The organism is uncultured Sphingomonas sp. (genome assembly GCF_964235535.1).
Classification (GTDB): Bacteria; Pseudomonadota; Alphaproteobacteria; order Sphingomonadales; family Sphingomonadaceae; genus Sphingomonas.
Genome location: NZ_CAXSBH010000020.1, coordinates 41270 through 45235, shown reverse-complemented (window position 1 = coordinate 45235; position 3966 = coordinate 41270). Strand labels below are relative to the sequence as shown.

The window sequence follows — 3966 nt, the reverse complement described above, 5'->3', positions numbered from 1 at the left end:
TATCTCGCGCGCGCGACCTACGTGAAGGACGAGGGGCTGATCGACCGGTTCGACCAGGTGTTCGCCCATGTGTTCTGCGGCGTCGCCGCCACCTTCGGCCAGGCCCCGGCGGACGTGCCCGACGATTGGCTGAAGGCGGTGGCGGAAAAGTATCTGAGCCCGGAGGAGATGGAGCGGGTCAAGGCGCTCGGCTCGTGGGACGAGATCATGGAGACGCTCAAGAAGCGGTTGGAGGAGCAGGAGGGGCGGCACCAGGGCGGGTCCAAATGGATCGGCACGGGCGGCACGTCGCCCTTCGGCAATTCGGGCTACAATCCCGAAGGCGTGCGGATCGGCGGTGAGTCGGTCCACAAGCGCGCGATCAAGGTGTGGGACCAGCGCGAATACCGGAACCTCGACAGCACGCGCGAGCTGGGGACGCGCAACATCAAGGTCGCGCTGCGCCGCCTGCGCCGCTTCGCGCGCGAGGGCGCGGCGGACGAGCTGGACATCGACGCGACGATCGACGGCACCGCGCGCCAGGGCTGGCTGGACGTGGTCATGCGGCCCGAGCGGCACAATGCGGTCAAGCTGCTGCTGTTCCTGGATGTCGGCGGGTCGATGGATCCGTGGGTCAAGCTCTGCGAGGAGCTGTTCTCGGCGGCGACGGCCGAGTTCAAGAACCTGGAGTTCTTCTACTTTCACAATTGCCCGTACGAGGGCGTGTGGAAGGACAATAGCCGCCGCTTCACCGAGCGTACCCCGACCTGGGACCTGCTCCACAAGTTCGGCCACGACTACAAGCTGGTGTTCGTCGGCGATGCATCCATGAGCCCGTACGAACTCACGCATCCGGGTGGATCGGTGGAGCATCACAACCAGGAGCCGGGGAGCGCATGGCTGCACAGGCTGACGACGACCTACCCGGCCGCCGTGTGGCTGAACCCCGTACCCGAGGCGCAGTGGGGCTATTCCCAGTCGGTCAGGATCGTGCGCGAACTGCTGGGCGATCGCATGTACCCGCTGACCTTAGCGGGGCTGGACGATGCCATGCGCGAGCTGACGCGCAAGCACTGACCGAACGGGTTCAGGCGCCGAGCGCTTCCAGCTTGCGGACGTAGCTCGCCACCAGCTGCATGCGGCGATCGCGCGCCGCATCCGTCAGCGCCCTCGCCGCCGCGGCACGTTCCGCATCGATACGGCGATTATAATATCTCAGGTCGGATTCCATCCGGTCTCATCCCCACCCCAAAAGTCCCCGCGACCCGCCTAGGGCCGCCGGGACGTACACGCTATCCCGCGATGGTTAACAAAGCGTCAATGTGAGTTCGGCGCAAGCCGGATTGATCGACATAGGTTAGAATCGGAACCCCAACGCTCTCGAGCGGTTACTTACGTCACCAAAATTTCAGGAGCTTATCGACGCATGTCGCATATTCCCGCCTCCCGCATGCCGCACGCCCATGCGCAGGACGAACGGATCGACGATCAGCCGGCGCAGCCGGGCCAGGCCCAGCCCGCGCCCGAGCCGACGACCACGGTCCCGCCCGCATCGGCGAGCGGAGCGTCCCCGACCGGCGGCGATCGCGCGGCCGACGCGGGCTCGGGGAGCGACAAGGCAGACACGCCCGTCAACGGGCCGAGCGCGCGAGACGAGAAGCACCAGTCATCGCTGCCGATCGCGGCGATGGTGGTCGGCGGTTTGGCGGTGGTCGGCGGACTGGTCGCTGCGCTGCTGCCGCTGCTCACGCCCAAGGACGAACCCAAATCGAAAAAGCGCAAGCGCCGCAAGCACGCCTGAGCCGTCCTACCGGCGCGCGCGGTGGAGCGTGCCCCCGGTCAGCGGGCGCGGCGCGCCCGTGGTGCCGGGGAAGCTGATCGGCAGCCCGTTGATGCTGCGAGCCGCCATGTAGGCGAAACCCTCCGCCTCGACCGCGTCGCCGTTCCAGCCGAGCGACTCGGTGGATTCAGGCGCGAGGCCGGTCCGCTCGGCGATCATGGCGAGCATCACGGGATTGCGGCGACCGCCGCCCGCGACGAGCAATCGCCGGGGCCGGACCGGCAGCTGCTCCAGCGCCAGCGCGACCGTCGCGGCGGTGAACGCGGTCAGCGTCGCCGCGCCGTCCGCCGCCGACAGTCCGCGCGCGGGTTGGATCGTGAAATCGGCGCGGTCGAGCGACTTCGGCGGAGGCTGATCGAAGAACGGATGGTCGAGCAGTGAATCGAGCACGTCGTCGTGGACTTGGCCGGTCGCGGCGAGGCGGCCACCGTCATCGAACCGCGCGCCGGTCGCCGCCGCGACCCAATCGTCCACCAACCCGTTGGCGGGGCCGGTGTCGAACGCGATCAGATCGCCCGCGCCGACGAACGTTACATTCGCAACGCCGCCCAGATTGAGGACCGCGACGGGCCCGTCCATCCCGGCGGCGAGCGCGGCGTGATAGACCGGGAGCAGCGGCGCGCCCTGCCCGCCCGCTGCGACATCGGCCGAACGCAGGTCGGCGACCACGTCGATCCCCGTCGTCGCCGCGAGCGCCGCGCCGTCGCCGACCTGCCAGGTCCAGCCGCGATCGGGTCGGTGCGCGACCGTCTGGCCGTGGAAGCCGATGACCCCGATGTCTTCCGCGGAAACGCCGCCTTGCGTCAGCAATTCGCGAACGGCGGCGGCGTGGGTGCGGGTGATCAGGCCGGCGGCGGCGGCGATGACGGGCGTGTCGCGCGGGCGGTCGTAGGTGAGCGCGGCCGCGGTCGCCCCCGCCAATCGGGCACGGTCGACGTCGGTATAGTCCTTACCGTGAAAGGCGATGGGACGGACGTGCGCCTCGCCGTCGGTCTCGATCAGCGCGGCGTCGACGCCGTCGAGCGAAGTCCCGGACATGAGGCCGATCGCGAGCATGTACCCTCCCCTCGATATAACCAATTCGTCATGCCGGACTTGGTCCGGCATCCATCGTTGTACGAACTCGGCCGGCGCGTTCGCACAACCATGGACCCCGGAACAAGTCCGGGGTGACGAGGTAAGTACCCCCAGCTTCGGCCGGCGACACCAACTGGCAAATCCCGCCCGCTTCCCCTACATGCGCGCGTTCCCATGGCGACCGTTCTTCCTTCACCGCCCCGCGTGGGCATGGTCTCGCTCGGCTGTCCGAAGAACCTGGTCGACAGCGAGCGCATCCTGACCCGCCTGCGCGCCGAGGGCTATGCGATGTCGCCCGATTACCAGGGCGCCGACGTGGTGCTGGTCAACACCTGCGGCTTCCTCGACTCCGCCAAGGAAGAAAGCCTGGAGGCGATCGGCGAGGCGATCGCGGAGAACGGCCGCGTGATCGTCACGGGCTGCATGGGCAAGGAGGCCGACACCATCCGCGCGCGCTTCCCCGGCGTGCTCGCGGTGACGGGCGCGCATCAGTACGAGCAGGTCGTAGGCGCGGTCCACGCGGCCGCGCCGGTGACGCGGTCGCCCTATCTCGACCTCGTCCGCTCGAAGGACCTGCTTGCGCAGGGGGGCGGCGCGGTCGAGGACACCGAGCTGAAGCTCACGCCGCGTCACTACAGCTACCTGAAAATCTCGGAGGGCTGCAACCACCGCTGCTCGTTCTGCATCATCCCCAGCTTGCGAGGCGATCTCGCCAGCAGGCGGCCCGACGCGATCCTGCGCGAGGCGGAGAAGCTCGTCGCGGCCGGCACGCGCGAGCTGCTCGTGATCAGCCAGGACACGTCGGCCTACGGCGTCGACATCCGCCACGAGCCCCGCGCCTGGAAAGGCCGCGAGGTCAAACCGCACATGACCGACCTGGCGCGCGAACTCGGCCGCATCGTCGCCCAAGTACAAGGATGGGTGCGGCTGCATTACGTCTACCCTTACCCGCATGTCGACCACGTCATCCCGCTGATGGCCGAGGGGCTGGTCCTTCCCTATCTCGACATCCCGTTCCAGCACGCCAGCCCGTCGGTGCTCAAGCGGATGAAGCGTCCCGCGAACGACGC

5 protein-coding genes are annotated in these 3966 nt (G+C 68.4%); 3 read left to right on the top strand and 2 right to left on the bottom strand.

Features of this window, described 5'->3' with window-relative positions:
- Nucleotides 1-1056, top strand: a 1056-nt coding sequence (locus tag ACFE7F_RS08280; protein ID WP_375403376.1) for a VWA domain-containing protein, incomplete at its 5' end; no start/stop codon positions are given.
- 10 nt (nucleotides 1057-1066) lie between these two features.
- On the opposite strand, the gene ACFE7F_RS08275 is transcribed toward ACFE7F_RS08280, so the two are convergent.
- Nucleotides 1067-1210, bottom strand: coding sequence for a hypothetical protein (locus tag ACFE7F_RS08275; RefSeq protein ID WP_375403375.1), 144 nt, complete (start codon nucleotides 1208-1210; stop codon nucleotides 1067-1069).
- 195 nt (nucleotides 1211-1405) lie between these two features.
- Here ACFE7F_RS08275 and ACFE7F_RS08270 point away from each other — a divergent pair, with 195 nt between their 5' ends.
- The gene (locus ACFE7F_RS08270; protein WP_375403374.1) at nucleotides 1406-1780 is read left to right on the top strand and encodes a hypothetical protein; all 375 of its coding nucleotides are present in this window, start codon (nucleotides 1406-1408) and stop codon (nucleotides 1778-1780) included.
- Between the two features lie 6 nt (nucleotides 1781-1786).
- Here the strand turns inward: ACFE7F_RS08270 and ACFE7F_RS08265 are convergent, their stop codons facing one another.
- Entirely contained in the window at nucleotides 1787-2875 is a 1089-nt protein-coding gene (locus tag ACFE7F_RS08265) for an anhydro-N-acetylmuramic acid kinase (protein WP_375403373.1), read from the bottom strand.
- 195 nt (nucleotides 2876-3070) lie between these two features.
- On the opposite strand from ACFE7F_RS08265, the gene ACFE7F_RS08260 reads away from it, so the two are divergent.
- Nucleotides 3071-3966, top strand: an 896-nt coding sequence (locus ACFE7F_RS08260) for a radical SAM protein (RefSeq protein WP_375403372.1), incomplete at its 3' end; no start/stop codon positions are given.

What these genes read in the sequence shown, in the direction of transcription:
- ACFE7F_RS08275 (WP_375403375.1), bottom strand. Translation starts at nt 1,210, where the DNA reads ATGGAATCCGACCTGAGATATTATAATCGCCGTATCGATGCGGAACGT.
- ACFE7F_RS08270 (WP_375403374.1), top strand. Translation starts at nt 1,406, where the DNA reads ATGTCGCATATTCCCGCCTCCCGCATGCCGCACGCCCATGCGCAGGAC.
- ACFE7F_RS08265 (WP_375403373.1), bottom strand. Translation starts at nt 2,875, where the DNA reads ATGCTCGCGATCGGCCTCATGTCCGGGACTTCGCTCGACGGCGTCGAC.